This is a genomic window from Lysinibacillus phoenicis (assembly GCF_047238325.1).
Taxonomy (GTDB): domain Bacteria; phylum Bacillota; class Bacilli; order Bacillales_A; family Planococcaceae; genus Lysinibacillus; species Lysinibacillus irui.
Genome location: NZ_JBDFMP010000002.1, coordinates 3100680 through 3122788, shown reverse-complemented (window position 1 = coordinate 3122788; position 22109 = coordinate 3100680). Strand labels below are relative to the sequence as shown.

Annotated in this window: 28 protein-coding genes and 1 riboswitch; of the genes, 12 read left to right on the top strand and 16 right to left on the bottom strand. The window is 35.6% G+C overall.

Annotated elements, in window-relative coordinates:
* The first annotated feature begins 58 nt into the window (after positions 1-58).
* A complete protein-coding gene (locus tag ABC382_RS17065) occupies positions 59-319 on the top strand; it encodes a hypothetical protein (RefSeq protein WP_274794825.1) in 261 nt (86 codons plus the stop codon).
* A 55-nt stretch (positions 320-374) separates the two neighbouring features.
* Here the strand turns inward: ABC382_RS17065 and ABC382_RS17060 are convergent, their stop codons facing one another.
* The gene (locus tag ABC382_RS17060) at positions 375-1109 is read right to left on the bottom strand and encodes a polysaccharide deacetylase family protein (protein WP_274794826.1); all 735 of its coding nucleotides are present in this window, start codon (positions 1107-1109) and stop codon (positions 375-377) included.
* 270 nt (positions 1110-1379) lie between these two features.
* Here ABC382_RS17060 and ABC382_RS17055 point away from each other — a divergent pair, with 270 nt between their 5' ends.
* From ABC382_RS17055 to ABC382_RS17040, 4 genes are all read left to right on the top strand, one after another.
* Positions 1380-1502, top strand: coding sequence for a hypothetical protein (locus tag ABC382_RS17055; protein ID WP_274794827.1), 123 nt, complete (start codon positions 1380-1382; stop codon positions 1500-1502).
* Positions 1503-1662: 160 nt separating this feature from the next.
* A complete protein-coding gene (locus ABC382_RS17050) occupies positions 1663-1965 on the top strand; it encodes a YunC family protein (protein ID WP_274794828.1) in 303 nt (100 codons plus the stop codon).
* A gap of 107 nt (positions 1966-2072) precedes the next feature.
* On the top strand, positions 2073-2699 hold the full coding sequence (locus tag ABC382_RS17045) for a DUF2238 domain-containing protein (protein ID WP_312506551.1): 627 nt from the start codon (positions 2073-2075) through the stop codon (positions 2697-2699).
* 48 nt (positions 2700-2747) lie between these two features.
* Positions 2748-3392 carry an SIMPL domain-containing protein gene (locus ABC382_RS17040; RefSeq protein WP_274794830.1) on the top strand — a complete coding sequence of 215 codons (645 nt, stop codon included), beginning with the start codon at positions 2748-2750 and terminating at the stop codon, positions 3390-3392.
* Positions 3393-3432: 40 nt separating this feature from the next.
* On the opposite strand, the gene ABC382_RS17035 is transcribed toward ABC382_RS17040, so the two are convergent.
* From ABC382_RS17035 to ABC382_RS17015, 5 genes are all read right to left on the bottom strand, one after another.
* A complete protein-coding gene (locus ABC382_RS17035; RefSeq protein ID WP_322605267.1) occupies positions 3433-4080 on the bottom strand; it encodes a uridine kinase family protein in 648 nt (215 codons plus the stop codon).
* An 86-nt stretch (positions 4081-4166) separates the two neighbouring features.
* Positions 4167-4715, bottom strand: coding sequence for a histidine phosphatase family protein (locus ABC382_RS17030; RefSeq protein WP_274794832.1), 549 nt, complete (start codon positions 4713-4715; stop codon positions 4167-4169).
* Positions 4716-4736: 21 nt separating this feature from the next.
* The gene (locus ABC382_RS17025) at positions 4737-5609 is read right to left on the bottom strand and encodes a DUF4097 family beta strand repeat-containing protein (RefSeq protein WP_322610559.1); all 873 of its coding nucleotides are present in this window, start codon (positions 5607-5609) and stop codon (positions 4737-4739) included.
* A 14-nt stretch (positions 5610-5623) separates the two neighbouring features.
* Positions 5624-6322, bottom strand: a complete 699-nt coding sequence (locus ABC382_RS17020) for an ABC transporter permease (protein WP_322610558.1) — start codon at positions 6320-6322, stop codon at positions 5624-5626.
* Complete coding sequence (locus tag ABC382_RS17015) at positions 6315-7235, bottom strand: ABC transporter ATP-binding protein (RefSeq protein ID WP_322610557.1); 921 nt, start codon at positions 7233-7235, stop codon at positions 6315-6317. The genes ABC382_RS17020 and ABC382_RS17015 overlap by 8 nt, the downstream gene beginning before the upstream one ends.
* 156 nt (positions 7236-7391) lie before the next feature.
* Between ABC382_RS17015 and ABC382_RS17010 the strand changes: the two genes are divergently transcribed.
* The 3 genes from ABC382_RS17010 (at position 7392) to ABC382_RS17000 (ending at position 9540) form a co-directional block, all read left to right on the top strand.
* Positions 7392-8114: a response regulator transcription factor gene (locus ABC382_RS17010; protein WP_274794836.1), complete on the top strand. Its 723-nt coding sequence runs from the start codon at positions 7392-7394 to the stop codon at positions 8112-8114.
* Entirely contained in the window at positions 8105-9199 is a 1095-nt protein-coding gene (locus ABC382_RS17005; protein ID WP_312506555.1) for a sensor histidine kinase, read from the top strand. The genes ABC382_RS17010 and ABC382_RS17005 overlap by 10 nt, the downstream gene beginning before the upstream one ends.
* A gap of 98 nt (positions 9200-9297) precedes the next feature.
* A complete protein-coding gene (locus ABC382_RS17000) occupies positions 9298-9540 on the top strand; it encodes a hypothetical protein (RefSeq protein WP_004231701.1) in 243 nt (80 codons plus the stop codon).
* A gap of 48 nt (positions 9541-9588) precedes the next feature.
* On the opposite strand, the gene ABC382_RS16995 is transcribed toward ABC382_RS17000, so the two are convergent.
* The 8 genes from ABC382_RS16995 to ABC382_RS16960 form a co-directional block, all read right to left on the bottom strand.
* Positions 9589-9747 (bottom strand): DUF1540 domain-containing protein, encoded by a 159-nt coding sequence (locus ABC382_RS16995; RefSeq protein WP_004231699.1) that lies wholly within the window; start codon positions 9745-9747, stop codon positions 9589-9591.
* 103 nt (positions 9748-9850) lie between these two features.
* Entirely contained in the window at positions 9851-10735 is an 885-nt protein-coding gene (locus ABC382_RS16990) for a helix-turn-helix domain-containing protein (protein WP_312506556.1), read from the bottom strand.
* Positions 10736-10802: 67 nt separating this feature from the next.
* A complete protein-coding gene (locus ABC382_RS16985) occupies positions 10803-12065 on the bottom strand; it encodes an erythromycin esterase family protein (protein WP_312506557.1) in 1263 nt (420 codons plus the stop codon).
* An 18-nt stretch (positions 12066-12083) separates the two neighbouring features.
* Entirely contained in the window at positions 12084-12821 is a 738-nt protein-coding gene (locus ABC382_RS16980) for an ABC transporter permease (RefSeq protein WP_322605262.1), read from the bottom strand.
* Positions 12821-13531 carry an ABC transporter permease gene (locus ABC382_RS16975; RefSeq protein ID WP_274794840.1) on the bottom strand — a complete coding sequence of 237 codons (711 nt, stop codon included), beginning with the start codon at positions 13529-13531 and terminating at the stop codon, positions 12821-12823. Before ABC382_RS16975 ends, ABC382_RS16980 begins: the two co-directional genes overlap by 1 nt.
* Positions 13528-14439, bottom strand: a complete 912-nt coding sequence (locus ABC382_RS16970; protein WP_312506559.1) for an ABC transporter ATP-binding protein — start codon at positions 14437-14439, stop codon at positions 13528-13530. Before ABC382_RS16970 ends, ABC382_RS16975 begins: the two co-directional genes overlap by 4 nt.
* A gap of 136 nt (positions 14440-14575) precedes the next feature.
* On the bottom strand, positions 14576-15958 hold the full coding sequence (locus ABC382_RS16965) for a sensor histidine kinase (protein ID WP_312506560.1): 1383 nt from the start codon (positions 15956-15958) through the stop codon (positions 14576-14578).
* Positions 15955-16623: a response regulator transcription factor gene (locus ABC382_RS16960; RefSeq protein ID WP_274794843.1), complete on the bottom strand. Its 669-nt coding sequence runs from the start codon at positions 16621-16623 to the stop codon at positions 15955-15957. Before ABC382_RS16960 ends, ABC382_RS16965 begins: the two co-directional genes overlap by 4 nt.
* A 379-nt stretch (positions 16624-17002) precedes the next feature.
* Between ABC382_RS16960 and ABC382_RS16955 the strand changes: the two genes are divergently transcribed.
* Positions 17003-17881: a LysR family transcriptional regulator gene (locus ABC382_RS16955; protein WP_274794844.1), complete on the top strand. Its 879-nt coding sequence runs from the start codon at positions 17003-17005 to the stop codon at positions 17879-17881.
* A gap of 54 nt (positions 17882-17935) precedes the next feature.
* Here ABC382_RS16955 and ABC382_RS16950 read toward each other — a convergent pair whose 3' ends face one another.
* On the bottom strand, positions 17936-18376 hold the full coding sequence (locus ABC382_RS16950) for a VOC family protein (RefSeq protein WP_274794845.1): 441 nt from the start codon (positions 18374-18376) through the stop codon (positions 17936-17938).
* Between the two features lie 356 nt (positions 18377-18732).
* Here ABC382_RS16950 and ABC382_RS16945 point away from each other — a divergent pair, with 356 nt between their 5' ends.
* Entirely contained in the window at positions 18733-19578 is an 846-nt protein-coding gene (locus ABC382_RS16945; protein ID WP_274794846.1) for an aldo/keto reductase, read from the top strand.
* Between the two features lie 54 nt (positions 19579-19632).
* Here ABC382_RS16945 and ABC382_RS16940 read toward each other — a convergent pair whose 3' ends face one another.
* A complete protein-coding gene (locus ABC382_RS16940; RefSeq protein ID WP_274794847.1) occupies positions 19633-20016 on the bottom strand; it encodes a winged helix-turn-helix transcriptional regulator in 384 nt (127 codons plus the stop codon).
* 109 nt (positions 20017-20125) lie between these two features.
* On the opposite strand from ABC382_RS16940, the gene ABC382_RS16935 reads away from it, so the two are divergent.
* Together ABC382_RS16935 and ABC382_RS16930 are read left to right on the top strand one after the other, a co-directional pair.
* Positions 20126-21310 carry an MFS transporter gene (locus tag ABC382_RS16935; protein WP_274794848.1) on the top strand — a complete coding sequence of 395 codons (1185 nt, stop codon included), beginning with the start codon at positions 20126-20128 and terminating at the stop codon, positions 21308-21310.
* Positions 21311-21502: 192 nt separating this feature from the next.
* Complete coding sequence (locus tag ABC382_RS16930; RefSeq protein WP_274794850.1) at positions 21503-21901, top strand: YuzC family spore coat inner layer protein; 399 nt, start codon at positions 21503-21505, stop codon at positions 21899-21901.
* Between the two features lie 94 nt (positions 21902-21995).
* Positions 21996-22103, top strand: a riboswitch (SAM riboswitch).
* The last annotated feature ends 6 nt before the right edge of the window (positions 22104-22109 follow it).

The window sequence follows — 22109 nt, the reverse complement described above, 5'->3', positions numbered from 1 at the left end:
GATAAATGCATCAAACCGCATATATTAGCTTGTAATGACATCGAAAGGAGGGATATGTGTGAATCCATCTGATGCTTATAATCTCTGCTGTAAATATCATGGAAAACGTGTAAGGATTTCGGATTCATCTGGTAGAGTACATGTTGGGGAAATCACAAGGGTAGACAGAAGACAGGTATGGATTCTACCTGATAGAAGATACAGTGGTTATGGTTTAGGATTTTGGGGATTCGGGGGATATAGAGGTGCCGGTTTTGGCTATGGAATAGCTTTAGGAACAATATTAGGTATTGCACTAGCTCCAATTATTTTCTTCTAAATCAAACTATGAAAAATAAGCCATTTCAAACCTAGTTGAGATGGCTTATTTTTCGTTATTGAATTTGCTCTTGTTGCTGTTTACTTTCAATCAACTCGGATATTGTGACAAATGAATAGCCTTGTTTTTTTAATGCGGGTATTATTTCTTCTAGTGCCTTAATCGTTTGCGAACGGTTCCCGCCACCATCATGAAATAAAATGACATCTCCAGGTCTTGTTCCCTTCATCACCTTTTGCACTATTTTCTTGACACCAGGCTCCTTCCAATCTTGAGTATCCTGATGCCAAGACCACATTACGACCTTGTAGCCGTCCTTAACAGCAGCATTTATCATAGCATCCGTATAATTTCCACCAACGGGACGGAATAAAACTGGGGAAAAACCAGTAATACTATAAATCGTGTCATTCGTTTGTTGAAGCTCTTCTTGCAATTTTTTGATGGAAACTTTAAATGGATGTGTATACGTATGATTTGCTAATTCATGCCCTTCTGTATAAGAACGTAAAACAAGCTCTGGATACTTCTCTGCATTTTTTCCAATAATAAAAAAGGTTGCTTTAGCATCATATTTAGCTAGTAAGTCAAGCACTGCAGCCGTGTATTTTGGATGTGGGCCATCGTCAAAGGTAAGGGCAACAATTTTATCTTCTGTATTGATATCCCATACAACTTTACCTGTCTCTTCATAATAAGGGCGCCCCTTATCTGCATAGCCTTTCATTCCTAAAAATCCCGAGATGATTAAAAAGCAAACTGTTAGAAGCAGTACATAATTACGTGTCATAGCATCACCTCCCAAGTCCAACATTCAGAACTCCGTCAACTTACTATTTACGAATTACAGTGAATTATACTTCCAAAAGGACTGACGGTTTTCTCCTTTAATTATTTCAAAAAAACATTATGAACTACATAAAATTTCGAACAATATGTGAAAGGTTATGAATAGACCTTTATTTTTTTATGATCTAATGTAAAATAAAATCATCATTGATATATAACAGATTCACAAATAAATTAAATGTTATGCAACACAATAAAGGAGATGACATATATGTGGGTTATTACGGTTTTTGAAAAAAATACGTATCGCATGTTTGAATACAGTACTAAAAGTGAGGCAACAATTGCTTTAAATAATTTTAAGCAAACCGCTTTACTTTCTTATACAAAATAAAGGTAAAGGAATCTATTCATTACGAGTAGATTTTTTTTGGTTTTTTCCATATAACTAATTGATTAGTTTAGTTGTCACCTTCTTTCACATTTTTTTAATAGAAATGTTGAACACCTTACTCACCATCACCATATGTATATAGAGAAAAGGAGTGATTTTGATGGTGACAATTGAACCTATTATGATTAAAGGGCATTTCTTCACAGCAGTAGTTGTTCAATTACCTAAAACAACGCTACTGACCATTTCCAATAATACGGGCTATATTATGTGTGGAGCATTAGATGTTGGTCTTTTAAATAGTCGCTTAGTTGATCGAAAAATTGTTGCTGGTCGTGCAGTTGGGGTGAAGACAATTGATGAGCTTTTAACAGCTCCATTAGAATCGGTAACATATGAAGCAGAGCAGCTTGGTATTACAGAAGGAATGTCTGGCGTAGAAGCACTTTTAAAAATGATTTAACATACTAAAAGCGTCAGTTCTAGAGTAACTAGACGCTTTTTCTTACTACTTCTTGAATAAGCAATTTCCCCCTTCCCCATACTGTGGGACAAAGGGAGTGTATCATTATGAATAATCGGAAACATTTTAAGATACATGTAACATTACTTGCTATCGTCCTGATTGTCTTCGTCTGGTCTGTCATTAAGCCATCCTCCTACTTAGATTGGCTAGCAGAAGTAAGCCCTGGCATTGTGGCGATTATTGTTGTTGTTTGTATCTATAATAAATTTCGCTTCACAACATTTTCTTACTTTATCATTGCCCTACTTTCAATCCTTACTTTTATAGGTGGGCATTATACCTATTCGGAAGTCCCCCTTTTTAACTGGATAAAAGAAGAGTTTCATTTACAACGTAATCACTATGATCGCTTTGGCCATTTTTTAAAAGGTTTATTAGCTATTGTTATAAGAGAAATACTACTTAGAAAGACTACGCTTACTAAAGGAGCTTGGTTAACAGGCATAACAATTAGTATTTTGCTTGCAATTGCTGCATTTTATGAAATCATCGAATGGTTAAGCACAAGAGTCTCGAAGGGCAGTAAAGGGGCAAAAGACTTTTTAGGAATGCAGGGAGATCGCTGGGATGCTCAATGGGACATGTTTTTAGCCTTGCTAGGAACAATTTTAACCTTATTATTATTTACAAAGCTCCATAATAAATTATTAAAAAAACTAGACAAGTCATAAACTTTTTTGCATAGCTTATACTATAAAGCTCACGAAGGGTGGTATTGTATGTACTATGCACAGGTCAATCAACAAGCAACCCATACATCGCGTGTTATGACTGTAACTGGCAACGGACAGGTAAAGGCTACGCCCACTTCTGCTCAACTACAAATTGAAGTTCAAACACAAGGGGATAATGTCCAGGTGCCACAACAGGAGAATGCGATCATTATGAATCAAGTCATTCAATCACTCGTAGCGCTTGGTATTCCAAGAGAACAAATTCAAACAACAAGTTATACAATTACACCGCTATATCAGTTTGAAGATGGCAAGCAAATTTTTAATGGCTATGAAGTGATTAATGCCGTTACTGTCAACGTAACGAATATAGACGATCTTGGCTTAATCATTGATACTGCCATAGAGCATGGGGCAAATCGTATTGCCAACATTCAGTTCAATATTGACCATACAGATGCTTACTATCAGCAAGCATTAAGAGTAGCCCTTCAAAATGCTCTTTTGAAGGCAAAAACGATTGCGGAAACCATGCATCTTCCTTTACAACCTCTCCCAATTGAAATTGTCGAGGAGCAGGTTAACACACCTATCCTTTATCGTTCTATGGTTGATGCCTCTGGAAATACACCTATCGCACAAGGGCAAGTAGCAATCCAAGCTACTGTTCGCGTAACATATCAATACTAACAAATAGAGCCTTCTGCTTGTGGAGATGAAGGCTCTTTTATTATTTTAAAAAAATATTTTTCTCAATATGAAATTCATTTTGATGTGTTTTAATCACCACATCAAAATACTGACTATACGGATGCATAAATAACTCATATTGAATACGTCGTTCATTATGTGACTGCTTTAAATAATTGAGTTCTGTTCCTCTTTCGTTTACATCACGTCCAGATCTTCTCATTAGTTCTGTAGCTTCATCTGTATAAAAGTAAATTTTTAAGTCAAATAACTCCGGATTTATAAACGCTACACTCATACCTTCAACAATCGTAATTGGCCTTTTGGAAGAAACGAAAGAACTTTTCATATAATGTGTATCGATGGTCCATAAATCTAGTCCTTCTTTTATCATCTGAACATCTCTTTCCAATGAAGGTAGATGATGTGCAGCAGGATGACAAGCAGTCATTTTAAAACGATGATCCTGATGTTGATATGTATAATCAATGATTGCCTGTTTGCGTATATCTGAACTCACAATATACGGATCCGTATTCATATAATTCACTTCATCTCGATTTAAAGCATTTATTAATTTATGGGCAAACGTTGTTTTTCCTGCAGCTCCATGCCCTGAAATGCCAATGATTATCCTTTTATCAGCTAACGTAATCCATGTTAAAATATCTTTTAAAATGGTCTCCATTATACACTCCTTCTTTTATATAGAACAATTTCTCTGAAATCATACTAAAAGGTATGATAAGACACTCCTACCATACCACCTTGTATTTAAAAATCCGGATTCCATACTCGCTCTATTCTGACATTGCTATGCTTTTTACTTAATCGAAAAACATCTGGATTGCTTAAATTTTTCCAGCTTTGAAAATCAACGTCCTTATCATAATACTTCAATAACAATGCAATGATATTGCCATGACTTACGATTACTGTACTCGCAACATTTCGAGCAAATGCTTCTTCTACAACATTTACAATTCGATTCATCGCTTCTTTACTAGATTCGCCACCATCAAATGTTAAATCCAAATCGATAAATGTTGCCTGTAATTTTTCATACCAATCCGGTAAATCTCTAGTACTTAAAAGTCGCTCTGAAAGTCTTTCCTCAATTTCTATCGTAATATTATCCTTCGTACTTAGTGGTTCTATGGATTGAATTGCTCTTAAAAAAGGGCTAGAAAGAATTCGATCAATTTTTATATCCTTGAAAAAATCTACTAAACTTTCCGCCTGCTTTTTTCCCTCCTGCGTTAAAGAGGCATCTTCAGATTGCCCTTCTGCTAGACAATGTCTAATGACGTAAATCTCCCCCATAAAAGCCCCCTTTATTTGTATTTATTTAACATTTATTATACCTGCTTTACTGACTAGTTCCAACTTATTTGACGACTCTCCAATTGTCCCACTCATTGAATTTCCACTCACATCTTTTTTGTTTAAACCTTTTAAATCAACAGTAATGTCTGCTGAATCACTCGAAGCTGAAAGCTTTAATGATTGTGGGTTATTTTTATAAGAAATCGTAATATCTCCTGAGCCAGTTTCGATTAATAATGATTTTTCTTCATCTATCTCTTTCAAAACAACCTCACCGCTAGATGAAGTAATTTTCGTCTTTGTGCTAGAAACGTTAGTAATGTAGCTATCACCATTCGTAGCACTTATTAATAATTCTTCCAAAGAGCTATCTAAAATATTTATTTCCCCATCCTTCGATATAAGTTCTCCTTTATTGGCTGCAAGCCCCTTCATTATAGTTGAGCCTGATTCACTTGATATTGTCATGACCTCAGTTGCTAAATGATTAATACGAAGATCCCCATAACTATTTCTTATTGCAATTAATTTAACTGAATTCTTTGGTATAGCAATGTGAATAGTTCCTTTTTCGCCAATACTAATATTTTTTAGAATACCTACTTCTTTATCTCTTTGAAATACACTTATTTTTTGACCATCTTCTTTTATTTCCACAGGGTCACTTTGTTTCTTTTGCTTATTTCCTTTAATATTAATTTTCAGTTCCTCTGAATCTATATTTTCTAATACAATATTCCACGACTCATTGTCTATTTCTAGTATTTGAATTTGCTGTCCATCAAAAGACTTTTGTTTTTCATAGCTTTGCTCCCCATTTAGTTTCAAGACAACTAATAGTCCACCTACTAGAATAAAAAATAGTAGAGTCGTTACAATGGTTTTTTTCATCAAATCTCCTCATTTCACGTTAGATCCACTTTATCAACTTTGCGGTAGGATAGATAACCTACAAAAAACCCTACTAAACACAACATAATTGGCACAGCAATGATTTGAAATAAACTAGAGGAGGTAGAGCCATCAGAAACTGTTGCGTTAATGACAAATCCAATGAATACAGCTGATGTAATGGTTGAGGCGGTTGATTTTTTTCGCATACCAAAGTACAACGGTATTAAGCTTACGCCAGCTGTCATAAAAGCACTTAGTAGCAGCGAAGGAACTGTCTCAAGCATTTCTTTTAAGTCAGTAGATTCCCCAAAAAGACCCAATGTCGGATTTAAAAAATAAATAAGTAAATTGATAACGATTGTTGCACTTATGATGCTTACAAAACAAAAGCTAAAGACGAGAAGAAGCTTAGCCACTATAATTTTTTTTCTTTTCAATGGATATGAAAATAATAATTGAACTGTTTTATTTTTATATTCATCGATAACTAGACGTGCAAGAATAACACTCGAAAAAATAATAAAGACAATTCTAATTAAAATGTTCGTTAACGACATAAATTCTGTGTAATTCTGAAACTCACTATCCCCCTCAGACCCCATCGCCATTAATGTAACAGCTACAAAAATACCTATTATACTAATGATTAAGCCATTAAAATAACCCGCCATCCGATTCTTTTTCCACTCTAGCCTTAGTAGTTTAAGCATGTTGACTTCCCCCATTAATCAGTTTTAAAAAATACTCTTCTAAATGCTGTTGTTGCTTTTCAATACTATGAACGACGATGCCATTAACAATGAGTTCTTTATTAATTTGAGATGATGAATTATTTTCATCAAATATACGCACCCTCTGTTGACTCGCGATTTCATAGTTTCGAATGTTCAAACTCTCCAGGACATTCGTTGTTTTCTTTAAATCGTCCACCGTGATTTCAAGATATTCCATTGTTTCTTTTCGAATATCATCCATCCTGACTTCTTTTAGTAATTTTCCATGCTGAAGAATGCCTACTGTATCCGCGATAGATTCAATCTCTGATACAATATGACTCGAGATTAAAATTGTGATGCCATACTCTTCTTTTAGTAGCACTAGCAATTCACGCACCTCTTTAATGCCAATCGGGTCAAGACCATTAATCGGTTCATCTAAAATTAAAATCTCTGGCTTGGTAACAATGGCACGCGCAATCCCTAATCTTTGCTTCATTCCCAAGGAAAATTCACTAATCTTTTTATTTTCAACACCTTGCAGGCCAACTATTTTGAGAGCTTCGTCAGCTGCCTTTTTTTCATAAATGCCCATATATTCGCAATGTAGTTCTAAATTCTCCTTTGCTGACAGCCTTTCATAGAATTCGGGGTACTCAATAATGCTTCCTATTTTGCTTAAATATTGATAGGAAGTCCTCGTAACAGGTTGATTAAAAACTTTAATGTCACCAGATGTAGGTTTTATTAAATTTAAAATCATTTTCATAATGGTCGTTTTCCCCGCTCCATTCGGACCTAAGAAACCATAAATCTCTCCTGGCCGAATATTCATATTGACACTAGAGATGGTCTCTACTCCTTTAAAACTTTTATTTAATTGTTTAATTTCAATAACAGATTCCACAGTTTTAGCTCCTCACCATTTTGTTTTCGTTACTTTAAGCTTAATAAAGGAAAGTAAAAATAAAGTAAACACAATGGAAAATGACCGTAATATTTTTACTGAATGAGGATTTCAAAACTAGAAGCTGTTATGATGAAAAGGAAAAGAGGGATAAAAGTGGAAACGGCAAATATCTTAATCGTGGATGATGAATTGGGCATTTTAAAATTATTAGATATTACACTACGGAAAGAGAACTTTATAAATATTGAGACTTCTTCTACGGGTAAAGGAACTCTACAGCTTGTTAAGGACAATGATTACGATGTCATTCTGCTGGATATTATGCTACCTGATATTAGTGGCTTTGAGTTATGTACGGAAATACGTAAGTATACCAACACACCTATAATTTTTGTCAGCGCTCGGTCAACAGATTTTGATAAATTAACTGGTTTAGGTATTGGCGGCGACGATTATATAACAAAACCATTTAATCCTTTAGAGGTTGTAGCTAGAATAAAAGTTATTCTTCGACGTCAAAAAATGTATGAGGCTGCTCAGCAACAACAAAGTATTAAGTACGATTTTGGTTATTTTGCCTTTAATCCGGAGTCGGCGACGCTGAAAGTAGATCATCAAATTGTTGAATGCACCGCTAAAGAACTGGAGCTTCTGCACTTCTTCTGTAAAAACCCAAATCGTATTTATACAACTTCTCAACTTTACGAATTTGTCTGGGGAAATGATGTTTATGGTGAGGAGAAGACTGTTACCATTCATATTTCGAAATTACGAAAAAAACTTGGGGATGATACGCGTAAACCTAAAATAATCGTTAATCTGCGAGGCATTGGCTATAAATTTATCCCACCAAAAGAGGGATTATTATGCGAATAAATACTCGATTTACACTACATCTCGCTTTGGGGATCATACTGTGGATACTTTTTAGCGGCATTTGCATTTTAATCGGGCTTGAAGGTATTCTTCCAATCTTTAAGCACACTGTTAGTGAAGATTATGAGAATTTGCTGGTACTATGGATTTTTTGCTTTAGCACGTTAATTTGCATTGCTGTATTTGGCTGGTATTTTGGAGGTCCGCTCGGTTTTATCATGACTTGGATTCAGCAGCTTTCACAGGAAAACTACATAAAACCAAATGGACTTTCTAAGATTTATAACCGGAAAGGCAAACTTCGTATGCGCTTTATGCTATACCAAGAGGTACTAGAACATCTACAATCCTTATCAGCAAAACTCAAGGCTGCCGAAATAGAAAGAGCCCAAGTGGAACAAGCAAAACAAGAATGGATAGCTGGTATATCTCATGATTTGAAAACACCACTTACCTATATTACAGGCTACTCTACACTATTATTAAACGATCAATATGAATGGTCGAAGGAAGAAGCACATAGTTTTATTCAGGAAATTGCTGATAAAGGAAAACATATGGAGGAGTTAATTCAAGATTTAAGTCTCGTTATTCAGTTAAATAATACAAATGGAAAACTACCCCTTCACAAAACAAAACATGATATTGTTGAATTTACAAAAAGAATTGTTGCTAACATAAGCAATTATCCACAAGCAGAAAAATATATATTGCATTTTCAAGCAGATAAAAATTCTATAAACATTGATTTTGACACTAAATACATGCAGCGGATATTGCAAAATATTTTAATGAACTCGATTATCCACAACCCTCAGAACACTGATATTTATACACATATTTTTGATAGCGATCAATTTGTTGAAATTCACATTGTGGATAACGGAGTTGGTATGTCTCCCGAGATGACAGAGAATATATTCCAACAGTATTATCGTGGGACAACTACAGATACCTCTTCTGAAGGCACTGGATTAGGCATGGCAATTGTTTATAACCTTGTTCAAGCACATAGTGGCACTATTTCTGTAGAAAGCGAGCTTGCTAAAGGGACTACATTCACCATTAGACTTCCGAAAAGATAACATAACACTAGCATTTATTTCTAAAGAACATCATTCATGAAACCTTATTGTAGCTCATATAATTAGACATCATAAATTGGTTCAATAAGGAGGATTCAATGCAATCTGAAAAATTGCGACTAAGGAAGATCCAGCGTCTTGCATATGAAATCATGGATGAGATGCACAAAGAGAAACATCGCACTGAAATGCACAAATTAATTCCGATTATTGATAATTTGTCGCGGGCAATTGGAGATTTAACAGATTCTGTTGGTAAATACTCGTTGGATTATGTAGAAGAAAAAGTAAAAAATGCGCATGCACTTTTATTTAACAAAGAAAAAGTGGATATTTATTAATAAAGACAGGGATAAAGGGTAATCATATTCATGATTACCCTTTAGTCATTAATGCGTTTCAGGTTCGAATGTTTTACAGTCTGTTTCCTCACTGTTGGAAGCATGTTGTCCCTTCTGGCTGACAACATAAATTTTTTCTGCAGTACATTTGTTTCCAGAATCCCAAAATGTACAGTTATTGACTTCACAAAGAATTTCTTGTGCCATCGTTTCACACCTCCTCTTTATTAGCTTTAACAAATTAGAGGTAAACGATACGTTATTAATCAAAGTCAATCACTGGTGAAGCTTGAATAACAAAGCATCAAAATCAATCCATGCTAAAGTCTAAATTAGCTGGTTGTTTAGGTAATCGTTCCTGTGAAAGCATGTTAGTTGAAGGTACCTTGTCGTCGACTTCCTCAAAGCGGAAACCATCTGCCCATACCTTACCCGAGCCAATCAATAACACACCAAAATAAATGGAATCACCTTCTTCAGGCACATCTAACACAATAGAATAGTGATTCCATTCGGTAGTCCCTTTTACAGACCGTTGATCCATATTGTCAAATTGAATCGTATCACCCGTAGCATTGTCAATGCGCATCCATGCACCACATTTGGCAGCATCTACAGTCTTTAAATAGCATGACATTTTCAAGCGCTTGCCTTTAAATTCAGCTGCTTGAAAGCCCTGCATCATCGTAGCGAATTGTCCATTATTCGCTGAAGCGGTTGAAGAATACAATACTCCCGAACGAGTTCCTGAATGAAATACCTTGTCATCTGTATGAAATTGATATAACTCAGGATTCCCACCGCTCAACATCCAACCCTTAACCTGTTCATTTGATACCACTAATTTTTCCTCCTCCGTCATGCTTAATGATTGCATCATTTTTCGATACTTCCCTGGCGGCAAAGCGTAAATTTCTTTAAAAGCTCGTGTAAAAGCTTCTTGTGATTGAAACTGAAGTGTAAATGCAATTGTTAATATCGATGCATTGGAGTACATTAAATAACTTGCCGCCAAAGCTAGTCGGCGTATACGAATATACTCACCAATTGTTAATCCAGTTTCTTGTTTGAAAATGCGACTTAGATGATATTTCGAATAGCCAGCAGTATGAGGAAGGTGCTCAAGTGTCATTTCTTCCGTCAACTGCTCCTCAATAAAGGCAATGGTCCTTTGCGTTGCCTGACTATACTCCATGTTACTCACCTCATCTTCATCATACTGGAGAAGGAAAAAGCTTTTTTGATAAAGGTTGCTAATTTTTTTAATCGATTATTTTGGTTGGCGTTGCTTCTTGTACAACAATAAGACCATCATAAGCTTCAACAGGTGTCATTTTAATGGTATACAGCATTTGTGTTAGCTTATACCATGGACGAAAATCGTCACCGACATTGCCCATTCTTTGGCTTTTAGAAAGAATACTTGCTAATTCCTCTGATTGACTAGCATGTTCAAAATCTACATAAAAAATAGTATCGTTAACCTCACTAAAAGCATCTACTAAAGCATTATGATGTTCAATCGTGTATTCCTTTCGTTCACCAGACCCATTTTGTGCTTGGAATGTATTTTTTACAAAGTCTGTACCAATCGCAAAATATTGATCTTTATATTGCTCGTTTAAATATTGTCCCATCGATTGATATCCTGCCATCGTCGCAGAGGTTTTCTCAATATGACCATTATGTGCTGACATGAATACTTTATCATGCCCTTTCGTGGCTTCATATTCAACAATCCATTGTAAATTTTCAGCTAAATATTCATCTCGTAAATTCATATAGTTTCCATCATTCAAAAATAATTGCGTTCGCTGCTTCATTATTTGAGCATATTGTGCCGCAAAGGAGAAAGCATCCTTCGATGACTTTTTCTCATATGCCTCTCTATTCGATTGTAAATCTTCAATGATTGTATCAATCGTTTTATCCAGTTCTGTTAGCTGATTATTCGATAATTCTCTCATCGTTTTGTTTGAAATATGTTTTAGCTCGGCCTTAAATTTCTCAGCATTCCCCGCATGTACATCTGTATAATAATCTAGCAATCCCTTTTTGCTATAATCATAGCGTTGCATATCATTACCATAGAAATAAATTTTATCTTGTTCTTCGACTGCCAGATTATAGTCGTGCATCCACTGCACTAATTCTACCATTTGTTCGGTTTGGTAGATGCCATAATCTAAAGCTTTTATAGCTTCCTCCGCCGTACCAATACCCTTTAAAATAAATTGGTTAATTTGCTGGGCACCTCCAAAATCCCCTTCTAAAACAAAGACTTGGACATGTTCATTTTTGATCATCGCTTCAAACAGATCTTTTTTTAATGTTTGAAATTCAATATTTCCGTGTGTTGCTTCCCCAAAACCAATAATTTTCACATCATCAGGAATAGAAATATTTTCTATTTCACTAATGTATTGCGAGGCATCTGTTACTGCCTCTCCCTGTCCACACCCTGCTAAAGCAATAAGTAGCAAAGATGCAGTGAATAATCGTAAACTTCGTTTAATCATTGTCATGTCAATACTCCCTTAAGGTTAAATCGCTTTTCGTTGGAAATAGTAATATCCGCCGAGGAAAAATAGGATGAATCCCCCACCTATAACTGTTAGTAATTGCTCCCAAGGCACAAAAAATACATCGTCTGTATTGCCACCTATATACATCATTGAAAATGGTTGTGCCCAAGGATAATATGGACCAATTCGCTCAGAATTTACCGCTAAAATAGAAGGTAACGTAAATATGACATTGACAGCAAAGGGAGCAGCAAAGCTTTTAAACATAATGGACATCCACAATTGTAAGGCTACTAGGGGTAATGTTGCCACCCAGCCTCCTGCAATACTTTTCCACACGATCTCTATTGGAAAGGGATCCGTGTAGCCCTTCAGCATACCTACAGCATAGATAGATCCTAAATACAATAATTGCATAGCCAAAACAAGCAGCATAACCAATACATATTTCGCGACAAATACTTTCCCTCTTGTTACAGGCAGTGCTAAAAGCTGCTTCCATCCACCTGACTGATGCTCATATCTACAAATGATACTTGCAAAAACGCCAGTAATAAGAGGTAAAAATAATAATGCATATGTTAAATTCATTGAGAATAAGGAAATAAACCATTCATTGATTTGAACCCCTGACATAGTATTCTCTAGATTGGCTGATAGTCCAATAAACAAACCTATTATTGGTCCTGCGAAAATAATCGGCACCATTTTTGATTTACGTAACTTAAACCATTCGGCTCGAAGTAGAGCAATCATTATTTCACGTCCCTTCTTGCAAAATCAATCATCCCAACAATATATAGTAAAATACCAATTCCTACGCCTAATAACACATTGATGATTGGCTCATCCCATTGGTTCATTAATGATGGCCATTTCCATATCATCCAATCTGGTAAAACAAATGAAGAATAGGCAAATATCACTCCGAAAATACCTACTGTAATAGGAATCCCTTGATTGTGGCTAACACTCGCAATCCAAAGCTGGAGCGCCAATATAGGCAATGCTGCTAGCGCAGGAAAATAACTAAATTTGGCAACCTCTAAGTAAGGTACAGGTGCTCCTAAGTTTAAAAACAGCCCATAACTAAGCGTAAAAATCATCAGTACTGTGGAAGCCAAAAATAGTAATAGGGCCAACACTGTAAATTTAGATAAATACACGGATAATTTTGAAACAGGTAAGGCAATCAGCTGCTTCCAAGCATTTGTCTCATTTTCAATACTCGCCATGAATGAAGTTAGAATAGCAATGCCCAGCACAATGGCAAGCGGTGTAAAGGAATGGATGTTTAATAAGTAATAGCCCCAATCGTCCTCACTTTGTTGTAATAAATAATCTTTCCTTACTCCGTAATTAACCATTTGTAGGGCGACTACACCCAATGGTCCTAAAAGCGTTAAAAACCATAATCCTTTACGTTTGATCTTCAAGAAATCAGCAGTTAACAATTTACCTATCATATCGCCTGCTCTCCCATCGTCATTTGCAGGAAGATTTCCTCCAATGAGCGTTTCTCTTCCTCTACACGGAATACAGAAATGCCCTCCTGAACAAGGACTTGGACAATATGAGCTACTTTTTCATCCGAGCATTCCTCTAAGAAAATAACGCCATTTTGATAATCTGCCTTAATGCCATTTGCCAGTAAACAGCGCCATCCCTTTTCACTATTATTTACTTTAAATAGTACCTTTGGCTGAGCGAATCTCCGCATCTCCTCAATGGAATCTTGGAATATCAATTTCCCCTTAGATACTATACCTACTTGTGTAGCCATTTGATCGATCTCTGATAATAAATGACTGGAAATTATAATCGTCATGCCGTATTCCTTCGGTAGTCGTTTAATTAAATTACGAATTTCAATAATGCCTGAAGGGTCGAGACCATTAGTAGGTTCATCTAGAATGAGTAATTCAGGATTATGTAGTAGTGAAGCTGCTATTCCAAGACGTTGCTTCATACCTAGCGAAAAGCCCTTAACCTTCTTATTGGCAGCCTCTTTCAAACGAACAATTTCTAGAACCTCATCTATTCGAGATTTAGGCACACCTAAAATTTTTCTTAGCGCCTCCAAATTCTCATAGGCTGTTAAATGTGGATAATACGAAGGATTTTCTACTAACGAGCCGACATTAGCTAAGATTTGGATACGCTCCTTTGTAATATCCTTTTGGAAGATTTTTATTGTCCCTGAGGATGGCTTCATTAAACCAAGAAGCATACGAATCGTTGTTGTTTTTCCTGCCCCATTCGGTCCTAAAAATCCATATATTTCGCCTTTTCGTATTTGCAAGTTCAAATTTGCTACAGCTTGCTCTTTTCCAAAGCGTTTTGATAAGTTTTGTGTTTGTACGATATATTCCATTGTCCTCACCTCTTTCATTATCATAAGAATAGAAGTTTAAAAATAGGTAAGGGCCAAGTTTAAATTTTGTTTAAAAATGTCTACCATCATCAAATGCCAAGCTTTCACTACACTAAAAATAAAAATCTGCGAGCCTTTACTTCCCAAGCTTCGCAGATTGCATAACATTTTTGATTATAATTTTTGTGCCAGATTGACTAGAAGTTATTTCCCACTCTAAATCCATACCCTTTACCATAATATCGACAATAGATAGACCAATCCCTGCTCCTTTTGCATTGGATTCATTTTTCATCCCTTGACCATGATCCTCAATAATAAATGCTTTATAGCTATCCGTGGATTTTGTTTTCACACTTATATATTTACCACTGTAAGCGTGACGTAGCACATTTTGAAAGATATTATCAAATATTCGCCCTAGCCATAATGGATCAACACTCCACTCATTGGATTCAAATGCTTGCAGTTCAATATCGATAGTAAATCCTTCTCGTTCAAAAACTGGGTACCAGGTTGTTAAATGTTCCCGCACAAACCGAATAACATTGATGTTTTTCGGTTCGAATTTATATTTGCTTGCCATTAGCAATGTGTACGACATTAAGTTTTCAATTAAAGCATCAATATTCACAATGGATGCTTCCATTGCTTTTAAAGCCTGTATACCTTCCTCTGACAATGCTTCTTTGCTAATTGTATAAGATTGAGCCCTTACTTTTGTTAAAGGTGTTCGCAAATCATGTGATAAATTGGCGATCAGCTCTCTTCTTAGTTGTTCTTCCTTCTGCTGACGCTGTTTACTATCTCTTAGCTCACAAACCATTCTGTTAAAACTATGCTCTAATTGTCCAATTTCGTCCCGCTTTTTCACCTGTATTTCAATAGGTAAACCGTCAACATCACGAATTTCCATAGCCTCTTGTAGATGTAATAGTCTTTTTCGAATTCCCTTGAAAAATAAAAATGAAACGGCAATAAAAAATAGGATAACGGCTACAACACCAAAAAATAAGAAGCTACCGTAGTTATCATAAATCTTTATAAGTGGGGGCTTAAAGACATCCCTTGAAATCTCTAACACAATAAAGCCATTTGACACATCATCACCTAAGAAAGCAATTACAGTAAATGGATCACTTCCATAGCGCTCTTTAATAAATTTGGTTGTAAATGCAGGTGTCCATATTTTAGGAAGCTCATCCTGAACATTCATGGTAGTCAGTAAATTTCCCTTTTCACTTACCCAGAACATTGAAGCTGTAGGATATTGCTTTTGCCATTTTTGAAAAAGCTGTTCAATGGTAGCTTCTGATGCATTGTTTATACTTTTTGCTTGTGTATGCCATTGTTCCTCAATATCACTTTCCAGAAGAGCTTCACTTGAAAAGTCTCCAGATCCTGTCTTTGAAATGCCTAACATGAAAGTAGCAACACCGAGATAGGAAATTTGAACAATCGATATAGCTAATACAATAATGAGCATATATTTCGCTAATAATGAACGGAAAAATTTCATAGTTTCACCCTATAGCCAATTCCTCTAATTGTTTCGATAATCTGGGGTTTTGCAGGATTAATTTCTATCTTTTCTCTTAAATATCGAATATGAACCATCAATGTTTTATCACCTTCAATGTAACTCTCACCCCAAACACCCTCATAGAGTTGTTCCTTCGTTAAAATTTGATTTAGATGACGAATAAAATACTGCAATAAATAAAATTGTTTGCCAGTGAGAAGAATTTCTTCTTCATTTAATGTATTAATAATTCGCATATCTTTTGTATAAATTTTAAGATGCTGCAATGCCAATACATCATCGTTTTTTTGATATCTTCTTAGTAATACCTCTAATCTTGCTACTAGTTCATCAGGATGGAATGGCTTTGTTAAATAATCATCAGCAAAATTAAGCCCTTCAATTTTATCCTCAACGGCTGTTCGAGCAGATAGCATCAAAATAGGTAAATCTTTATTCTCTCGTTTTATTCTTTTGCCAATCGAAAAACCATCTAACCCGGGTAGCATGACATCCAATATAGCAAGATCTTTTGAAGCAATGTGTTGTTCAAGACCTTCGCCAGACTCTAGCCATGTTACCTCATAGCCTCTTTCCGTTAACTCCTTGCTAACCCATTGTCCTATTTCTTTCTCATCTTCTATGTACAATATATGAATCAATGTTCATCCTCCTTCTTGTTGATAATCAAAAGCTATATTAAAATACCATATTTTGCAATATGAAGTTAACTAGAAATTAAAAACAATATTATTGCATACATGGTTATTATAGGATAAACGCTATTTATTTTCTTAGGAAATTTGAAAAATGTCTATTAATTGAGTAGATATAAAAAAGCGCAACTATTAATAGCTTTGTGTAAGTTGCGTTTTAAAGGTAGATATTATTATCTGTAATTGCTTTCTCATCTGCTCTAAATACAATTAGAAACTTCACACGTAGGTGCTAGAATATGCTAACATGACACTAACTATATGAAAAACATTAAAAAAATTTGTTTTACTTAGGTTTTACGTATAATAAAGGGGTGTGACTTAATTGGATATTCGACAACTAAGATATTTTATAGCGATTGTGGAGGAAAGGAAGATTTCTGCTGCTGCTGAAAGACTGCATATTTCTCAGCCACCATTAAGCCAACATCTAAAAACAATGGAAGAAGAGCTTGGTTCAAAATTGGTAGAGAGAAGCGGCAAGTACTTTGAAGTGACGGAGGCTGGGAAGACCTTATATAAATATGCATTGCAGGTTGCTCAATTAATGGACGAGGCGGAAGCAGAGGTCAAGGATGTAGGGCTAGGCATTCATGGACGATTAACATTAGGCATCAATACATTTTCAGTTGTTGAGTTACCCCAATTATTACATCAATTCCAACAACAATTTCCTAAGGTAACTTATAAAATTCAACAAAATGAATCCTCTTATCTCTGTAAGCTTGTAAGAGATCGTGTAGTAGAACTAGCGATCATTCGTTTGCCCTTAGAATTAGATGATTTCTCTGTCCTTCATATGTACACAGAACCGTTTTATTTTATACAATCCAAGAAGTTTAAGTTGTTAGAACATGAGGTGACTTTGGCCGAAATTCAAAATTGGCCGATTTTATTACCGAGTACAGAAGGGTTAGGAGTTCACTATTCAATTTTAGAAGCATTTTCCCGCTTCCAATTACAGTCCCATATCGTCGGGGAATGTTCAGATACTGCGCTTTTAATGAATTTAATCGAATCAGGTTTTAGCTCCTCCATCGTACCTGAAACCATTCTAAAGCAATTTGAAGACCTACCGCTTCATGCCTACAAAATCCCAACTACAGAGTTATCCACTTCCGTAGGACTTGTATGGATGAAGAATCATTATTTATCTAAAGCTGCACAAAACTTTGTGAATTTAATGAGGGAACATTATTGTTAAGCAGTCAATGCAAAGAGCACACTAACGTTTCTAGTGAGCTCTCTTTTTGAATCATTATTGAATAATTAGCATATCATTTTCATCAAATTTCCACATATCACCATAAGCTACTTCCCAATAGTAACCGTTTGGATCTTGGAAGTAGCCACTATAACCGCCCCAAAATACTGTTTCTGGCTCTTTTACAATAGACGCTCCAGCTTTTTTAGCTAATGCAAATACGCGGTCCACCTCTTCTTTTGATTTACCATTGTAAGCAAGGGTGATACCTCCAAAGCCGGGGCTAAGTTCTGGTGGGTTTGCTTCATTGATATCGTTTACAAGACGTTCAATTGGAAATAGTGATATTTTAGTTCCCCCATTATTAAAGAACATTACATCTGGATTTGTTTCTTCTCCATACACTACTACTTCAAAGCCAAGTCCCTCTCGGTAAAAGGTAAGTGACTCCACCATATTTTTAACGCCTAATGTGATTAAGTTTAAACGATTCATTTTCCAATCCCCTTTTTAAAGTAGTATTACTATTTAAATTCTCTATCCAACAAATTTTTCCTTTTAATTCGGGAAGAAAGTCATTTGGTTGCATCAGCACAGAGATAATCATAATCTATTCATTTTTTTGGATTTCACTATGGATTACCCTTCATTTCTTTATATCCTCCTGATTTCACCTGTAATTTTAAATTGCAAAAAGTACTATTAAAAAACTTTTATCTCTCTAACCATTGGCATCACACAAAAGTTACCTCGACGTTTCTATGAAACAAAAATGTACGTACTTTTTTTTCTTCTTGTGGGGCATCATAATGAAAAAGCAATCAAGCAAACACACAATTGGAGGAATAATAATGATTACTCATTTACAAGATACAATCACATTAAATAACGGCCTACAAATGCCTGGTATGGGTTTAGGCGTTTTTCAAGTAGAAAATGACGCTACTGCAGAAATGGTTAAAAATGCGATCGAGGTTGGCTATCGAAGCATCGATACTGCTGCTATTTATGGAAATGAAGCAGGTGTAGGAGAAGGTATTAAACAAGCTCTAGCATCAACTGGCTTACGTCGTGAAGATTTATTTATTACATCAAAAGTATGGAACGATGGCTTAAGCTATGATGAAACAATTGCAGCATATGAAGAGAGCCTAAAAAAATTAGGATTAGATTATTTAGATCTTTATTTAATTCATTGGCCTGGTAAAGATAAATATGCTGAATCGTGGAAAGCACTTGAAGACCTATATGAACAAGGCAAGATCAAAGCAATCGGTGTATGTAACTTTACTGTGGCACACTTGGAAAACTTATTATCATTTGCTCGTATTAAACCTGTTTTGAACCAAGTGGAATTCCACCCACGCTTACAACAAGTGGAGCTTCGTTCATTCTGTGACAAGCACCAAATTCAACTTGAAGCATGGGCACCTTTAATGCAAGGTGGTCTTCTTGAAGATGAAACGATTTCAAAAATTGCAACAAAATACGGAAAATCAAATGCTCAAGTTATTTTACGCTGGGATGTACAAAATGGAGTGATTACAATTCCAAAATCAGTACGTAGAGAGCGTATGATGCAAAACGCTGATATCTTTGACTTTACTTTAACAGACGAAGAAATGGCATTAATCAATGAGATGAATCGTGAACAACGTGTTGGTCCAAATCCAGATGAATTTGACTTTGCTCTATAAGCATTAAAAAGAGGAAAGAGACTGTCTTGTATGTGACAGTCTCTTTCTCCCTCATTATGATGTTTGCTGCATAGCGATATCTTCATCGCGTTGTTTTAACAGAACATCTTCACCTTTATCCTTTAGTAATTCAACATGCTTTTCGCCCCAAGTGCAAAGCATATTCAAAATAGGCTCCATCCCTTGTCCATAGGAAGTCAATGAATATTCCACTTTAGGCGGTACTTGATTGAAGACCTTGCGATGGATTAAACCAGCTTGCTCTAACTCTCTTAATTGACTTGTAAGCATTTTTTGGGAAATGCCTGGAATCAATCGTCGAAATTCATTTGTTCGAATTTCACCATGGTGGTTCAAATGGCAAAGAATGACCGGTTTCCATTTACCACCAATAACTTCAAGCGTAGCTTCAACACCTATATTATAAATTTTTTGCATTGTAAACCCCCGTAATATTCAAAAGTAACTAAAAGTACTCTACACAACTTTTAGGCATGCATGAATATTACTACACATACTAAAAAAAATCAAAGGAGATATTAGTAAAATGTCACAATCAAAAAAGCCAAATGCAAAATTGACATTGCTAGCACTTGCAATCAGTGCATTTGGTATAGGGTCCACTGAATTTATCAGTGTTGGACTTTTACCATTAATTACAGATGATTTTGGTATATCTTTAAGCACTGCCGGTTTAACCGTTTCTATATACGCACTAGGTGTCACTGTTGGTGCTCCATTATTAACAGCCTTAACATCTCGTCTTAGTCGAAAAACAGTTTTATTGCTTGTTATGACCATTTTTATAGCGGGGAATTTAACTGCAGCTATCGCACCAATTTTTTCTATACTGATAATAGGTCGTATTATTTCAGCATTAGCTCATGGTGTGTTTATGTCGATCGCCTCTGTTATAGCAGCTGATGTAGTTGAACCAAATAAACGAGCAAGCGCGATTGCCTTTATGTTTACAGGCTTAACGCTAGCTACTGTGACCGGTGTTCCACTTGGTACATTTATTGGACAAGTAACAGACTGGCGTATGTCGTTCATTTTTATCGTCATTATAGGCATTATCGGTTTAATTAGTAATGCTTTACTAGTACCTAACCAATTATCAAAAGGTAATCCTATTTCTTTACGTGATATTGGCAAAGTATTAGGCAATATTCGCATGTTATTAATCCTTTTCATTACAGCTATTGGATATGGTGGGGCCTTTGTAGTCTATACGTATGTTTCACCTATTTTAGAGCAATATATGGGCTATTCCCCACATGCAGTAGTAATTATATTAGTTGTCTATGGTATTTGCGTTGCTATTGGTAATACATTAGGAGGCCATTTTGCTAACCAAAATCCGCTACGTTCCATCTTTATAATTTTTGTTGGACTTGCCTTAGCGTTACTTGGTATTGGCTTCACTCTTGAATCACCGATTATCGGTTTAGTCATGGTACTGACAATGGGATTATTTATGTTCATGAATGTCCCAGGATTACAGTTATATGCTGTTCTACTGTCTGAAAAATATGTGCCGTCAGCTATTTCTATGGCTTCAGCATTAAACATTTCTGCTTTTAACATTGGTATATTTTTAGGATCCTATATTGGAGGTTTTATTATTCGCCATCAATCATTAGCACATACGCCTCTTTATGGATTCCTAATGGTTATGCTAGCAGCGATTGTTACATTATTATGGTTGCTTTTCGATAATAAAAAACAATAATATTGTTAGTCCGTTTATCTAGCATTTACTTGATATTTTGGTAATTTAACATCGGTATATATACAATATTGATAAAAAGGAAGCTCCCTGTGGCTTCCTTTTTGTGTTATAAGTAAGACAAGAATGGAGTTACACCTAAATTCGCTTGAATACATAAGATAAGATATCAGCTATAGGATAGGAGGAATTCCATTGTATTACAATCCTTATCCGTATTTCGTTCATCCCTATCATTACTCAGCGCCACCAATTGCCAACCACCTTGCTGTAAGATCCTTTCCCCAACATCTTGCAATGCCGACCAACAATCCCTTTCCACCTGTTGATACACATAAATTAAAATCATCGGTTACACGGATAAAGGCAATTATGCAGCAAGCCCAATTACTGACGGATAAAATTGAAAGCTCCCAGCAATTTGCCCATGATTTAATGAATGCAGCACAACTTTCAAATAAAGCAGAAGTGGAGAAATTAATTTCATCCACAGGTATTACGATGAAATTCGAAACGAACTATACACCTGATAGTTTTAGAATACGTCTAATTGATAATGGCTGTTGTGGTGTCATATTGAATTTAAATTGGTGAAAAAAACCCTAACCTTGTATCCCTATTGAACTTGTAAACTATAGAAAACTATGATAAAGTGTTTGTATTATTATTTCTGAAAATTCTTATATTTTTCTTATCAAGAGAGACGGAGGGATTGGCCCGATGAAGTCTCAGCAACCAGCTCAACAGTATGGTGCTAATTCCAATTGGCCTAATTCCAAAGCCTTGAAGATGAGAAGATGAA

Bases quoted from the DNA above. Each gene is read 5' to 3' on its own strand.
- ABC382_RS17060 (WP_274794826.1), bottom strand. From the start codon at position 1,109: ATGACACGTAATTATGTACTGCTTCTAACAGTTTGCTTTTTAATCATC.
- ABC382_RS17055 (WP_274794827.1), top strand. From the start codon at position 1,380: ATGTGGGTTATTACGGTTTTTGAAAAAAATACGTATCGCATGTTTGAA.
- ABC382_RS17050 (WP_274794828.1), top strand. From the start codon at position 1,663: ATGGTGACAATTGAACCTATTATGATTAAAGGGCATTTCTTCACAGCA.
- ABC382_RS17045 (WP_312506551.1), top strand. From the start codon at position 2,073: ATGAATAATCGGAAACATTTTAAGATACATGTAACATTACTTGCTATC.
- ABC382_RS17040 (WP_274794830.1), top strand. From the start codon at position 2,748: ATGTACTATGCACAGGTCAATCAACAAGCAACCCATACATCGCGTGTT.
- ABC382_RS17035 (WP_322605267.1), bottom strand. From the start codon at position 4,080: ATGGAGACCATTTTAAAAGATATTTTAACATGGATTACGTTAGCTGAT.
- ABC382_RS17030 (WP_274794832.1), bottom strand. From the start codon at position 4,715: ATGGGGGAGATTTACGTCATTAGACATTGTCTAGCAGAAGGGCAATCT.
- ABC382_RS17025 (WP_322610559.1), bottom strand. From the start codon at position 5,609: ATGAAAAAAACCATTGTAACGACTCTACTATTTTTTATTCTAGTAGGT.
- ABC382_RS17020 (WP_322610558.1), bottom strand. From the start codon at position 6,322: ATGCTTAAACTACTAAGGCTAGAGTGGAAAAAGAATCGGATGGCGGGT.
- ABC382_RS17005 (WP_312506555.1), top strand. From the start codon at position 8,105: ATGCGAATAAATACTCGATTTACACTACATCTCGCTTTGGGGATCATA.
- ABC382_RS17000 (WP_004231701.1), top strand. From the start codon at position 9,298: ATGCAATCTGAAAAATTGCGACTAAGGAAGATCCAGCGTCTTGCATAT.
- ABC382_RS16995 (WP_004231699.1), bottom strand. From the start codon at position 9,747: ATGGCACAAGAAATTCTTTGTGAAGTCAATAACTGTACATTTTGGGAT.
- ABC382_RS16990 (WP_312506556.1), bottom strand. From the start codon at position 10,735: ATGGAGTATAGTCAGGCAACGCAAAGGACCATTGCCTTTATTGAGGAG.
- ABC382_RS16985 (WP_312506557.1), bottom strand. From the start codon at position 12,065: ATGACAATGATTAAACGAAGTTTACGATTATTCACTGCATCTTTGCTA.
- ABC382_RS16980 (WP_322605262.1), bottom strand. From the start codon at position 12,821: ATGATTGCTCTACTTCGAGCCGAATGGTTTAAGTTACGTAAATCAAAA.
- ABC382_RS16975 (WP_274794840.1), bottom strand. From the start codon at position 13,531: ATGATAGGTAAATTGTTAACTGCTGATTTCTTGAAGATCAAACGTAAA.
- ABC382_RS16970 (WP_312506559.1), bottom strand. From the start codon at position 14,439: ATGGAATATATCGTACAAACACAAAACTTATCAAAACGCTTTGGAAAA.
- ABC382_RS16965 (WP_312506560.1), bottom strand. From the start codon at position 15,958: ATGAAATTTTTCCGTTCATTATTAGCGAAATATATGCTCATTATTGTA.
- ABC382_RS16950 (WP_274794845.1), bottom strand. From the start codon at position 18,376: ATGAATCGTTTAAACTTAATCACATTAGGCGTTAAAAATATGGTGGAG.
- ABC382_RS16945 (WP_274794846.1), top strand. From the start codon at position 18,733: ATGATTACTCATTTACAAGATACAATCACATTAAATAACGGCCTACAA.
- ABC382_RS16940 (WP_274794847.1), bottom strand. From the start codon at position 20,016: ATGCAAAAAATTTATAATATAGGTGTTGAAGCTACGCTTGAAGTTATT.
- ABC382_RS16935 (WP_274794848.1), top strand. From the start codon at position 20,126: ATGTCACAATCAAAAAAGCCAAATGCAAAATTGACATTGCTAGCACTT.